Source organism: Xanthobacter sp. BG11Y11_SDJG (genome assembly GCF_057364445.1).
Genome location: NZ_JBNFNU010000510.1, coordinates 1 through 2,533, shown reverse-complemented (window position 1 = coordinate 2,533; position 2,533 = coordinate 1). Strand labels below are relative to the sequence as shown.

Sequence of the window (2,533 nt, the reverse complement as noted above, 5' to 3'; positions counted from 1 at the left end):
GGCGAGCGCGCGCACGCCGCAGGGCTCCGCCATGGTGGCAAGCGGCAGGGGCTCCCCCGCGCGTTGCTGCCAGCCCGGCGCCGCGAACCAGCCGAACTTCTCCTGCGCGAGGCATTCGCCATCGTCGCGGCCGGCATGCAGGCGCACGATCACCGTGTCCAGCTCGCGCCGGTCGAAGCTCTGGAGCAGGTCGCCCGACGAGCCGATGCGGATCTCGATCACAAGGTGCGGATCCTGCGCGTTCATCCGCGCGATCAGGCCCGGAAGCTCCGGGCCGGCCACATGATCGCTGATGCCGATGGCGAGCCGCTGGCGGGCGCTGGCGAACAGGCCGAGCGCGCGCTCGTTCGCCTCCAGCAGTTCCCGGGCGTGATCGAGGAAGGCCTCGCCCCGCGCCGAAAGCTGCACATGGCGCGGCGTGCGTTCCACCAGCCGGCAGCCGAGCCGCTCCTCCAGCCGCTTCAGCTTCAGGCTCACGGCGGCCTGCGTGGTCTGCATGGCCTCGGCAGCGCGGGTGAAGCTGCCGAGTTCGGCGATGCGCACGAAGGCGAGGACGGCGTCGAGATCCAGGGCGGGTGTAGCCATTTCATTATGTTATCGTTGATATTGCAATGATAGCATATCAAAATGAATGGGCCGGATCTACCTTCGGGCGCGCCACAGAAGGAGGCCCGAATGCCGCTCGTTCGCATTGCCATGCGCTCCGGCAAGCCCGACGCCTATCGCCAAGCGATCTTCGACGGAATCTATCGCGCCATGCGCGAGACGTTCTCTGTGCCCGAGGACGACCAGTTCATGACCATCACCCAGCATGACGCCGCCGATTTCCGCTATGGCGCGTCCTATCTCGGCATCGCCCGCAGCGACGATCTGGTGATGATCCAGATCAGCGCCATGAACACCCGGACGGTGGCGCAGAAGAAGGCGCTGTTCGCCAGGCTGGCGGCGCTGCTCGGCGAAAATCCGGGCATCCGGCCCGAGGATGTGTTGGTGAATCTCATCGAGGGTGCGCGCGAGAACTGGTCGCTCGGCCATGGCCTCGCCCAGTATACCTGACACCGGTGCAGGGAGGCGCTGCGTCCGAGCCCTCCGGCGTGCTGCGGCATGGCTGGGAGCAGCCGTCGCGCTGCGGCGCGCCAAGGCCATCTCCGCATCGCGCGAATTTCCCGCCGGCCGCTGGTGCGACCATGTCGAGCGCGCCCTCAATGCGCAGGTCATCTGCGGCGATCCGCGCCAGTTGTGAGGTCGGCATCACCGGATGGCGGCGCCCTCAGTTCGGCGCCCCTTCCTTGCCAGATGGCGCCTTTTCCTCGATCGCATCCGCCACCTCGGTGAGCGCGGCGGCGAGGGCTCGCAGCAGGTCGGCGGGGGTGGAGACCTGGACCGCGGGGGTGGGCAGGCCCGGCTTCGGGCGGCCCACCTCCAGGCGCAGCGCGCCAACCTTGCCGTCGAAGATGGCCGTGGTGAAGGCCTGGAGCGGCCACACCTTCAGCCGCCCGGCCTCGTCCTTGTCCCAGCTCTCGAAATCCATGGCGATCCCCGCTCCAGCGCGCTGCCGCATGTCCCAGTCTGCCAGGACTCGGACCCTTATCCGGCATTCTGGATACCACGACCGTGGATGCGGGCAACGGCGCCGGGCATCGATCGAGAGAATGCGTTATCCGGTCAGCTTGCGGCGCAAGCCGATCGACGCGCGCTCTAGCCAGCCATCGGCACGCCGATGCGCTTGATCTCCCAGTCCAGCGTCACGCCGCTCGCCGCCTTCACGCGCCGGCGCACCTCCTCGCCGAGGCCCTCGATGTCTGCGGCCGTGGCGCCGCCGAGATTGATGAGGAAATTGGCGTGCAGCTCCGACACCTGCGCCTGGCCCAGCGTCAGGCCCCGGCAGCCGGCGGCGTCCACCAGCTTCCAGGCGCTGGTGCCCGGCGGGTTCTTGAAGGTGGAGCCGCCGGTGCGGCTCTTGATGGGCTGGGTGGCCTCGCGGCTCTCGGTGATCTTCGCCATTTCGGCGGCGATCGCCTCCGCGTCCCCGGGCCGCCCCTCGAACACGCGCGGGTGAAGATCAGGTCGTCCGGCACCGCCGAATCGCGGTAGGAATAGCCCATGTCGGCCTTGGAGAGGGTGATCTTCTCGCCCTGGCGCGTGACCGCCTCCACCGCGACCACTACGTCCCGGGTCTCGCCGCCATAGGCGCCGCCGTTCATGCGCAGCGCCCCGCCGATGCAGCCGGGAATGCCGCGCAGGAAGGAGAAGCCGGCGATGGCCTGGTCCGCCGCCGCGCGGGCGACCTTCACGTCCGGCACCGCCGCGCCGGCAACGATGCGGCAGCCGTCCACCTCCACCTCGGAGAAGCCGCGCCCGAGCCGGATGACCACGCCCGGCACGCCGCCGTCGCGCACGATCAGGTTGGAGCCGAGGCCGATCACCGTCAGCGGCACTCGCCGGCAGGCGGGCGAGAAAATAGGCGAGGTCGTCGCGTCCGCCGGCAAACACGCGAACCTCGGCCGGGCCGCCGGACGGCCGGACCAGGTCG

3 protein-coding genes and 1 pseudogene are annotated in these 2,533 nt (G+C 69.5%); 1 reads left to right on the top strand and 3 read right to left on the bottom strand.

Annotated elements, in window-relative coordinates; all coding sequences use genetic code 11:
• The coding region (locus AC2W7M_RS23655; protein ID WP_486135394.1) for a LysR family transcriptional regulator at positions 1–585 on the bottom strand (585 nt) is incomplete at its 3' end.
• Between the two features lie 90 nt (positions 586–675).
• On the opposite strand from AC2W7M_RS23655, the gene AC2W7M_RS23650 reads away from it, so the two are divergent.
• Positions 676–1,056, top strand: coding sequence for a tautomerase family protein (locus AC2W7M_RS23650; protein WP_486135392.1), 381 nt, complete (start codon positions 676–678; stop codon positions 1,054–1,056).
• Between the two features lie 214 nt (positions 1,057–1,270).
• Here the strand turns inward: AC2W7M_RS23650 and AC2W7M_RS23645 are convergent, their stop codons facing one another.
• Both AC2W7M_RS23645 and murB read right to left on the bottom strand, forming a co-directional pair.
• Positions 1,271–1,531 carry a hypothetical protein gene (locus AC2W7M_RS23645; RefSeq protein ID WP_486135390.1) on the bottom strand — a complete coding sequence of 87 codons (261 nt, stop codon included), beginning with the start codon at positions 1,529–1,531 and terminating at the stop codon, positions 1,271–1,273.
• Between the two features lie 167 nt (positions 1,532–1,698).
• Positions 1,699–2,533: pseudogene (gene murB / locus AC2W7M_RS23640) on the bottom strand (UDP-N-acetylmuramate dehydrogenase); the annotation flags it as partial.

Bases quoted from the DNA above. Each gene is read 5' to 3' on its own strand.
- AC2W7M_RS23650 (WP_486135392.1), top strand. From the start codon at position 676: ATGCCGCTCGTTCGCATTGCCATGCGCTCCGGCAAGCCCGACGCCTAT.
- AC2W7M_RS23645 (WP_486135390.1), bottom strand. From the start codon at position 1,531: ATGGATTTCGAGAGCTGGGACAAGGACGAGGCCGGGCGGCTGAAGGTG.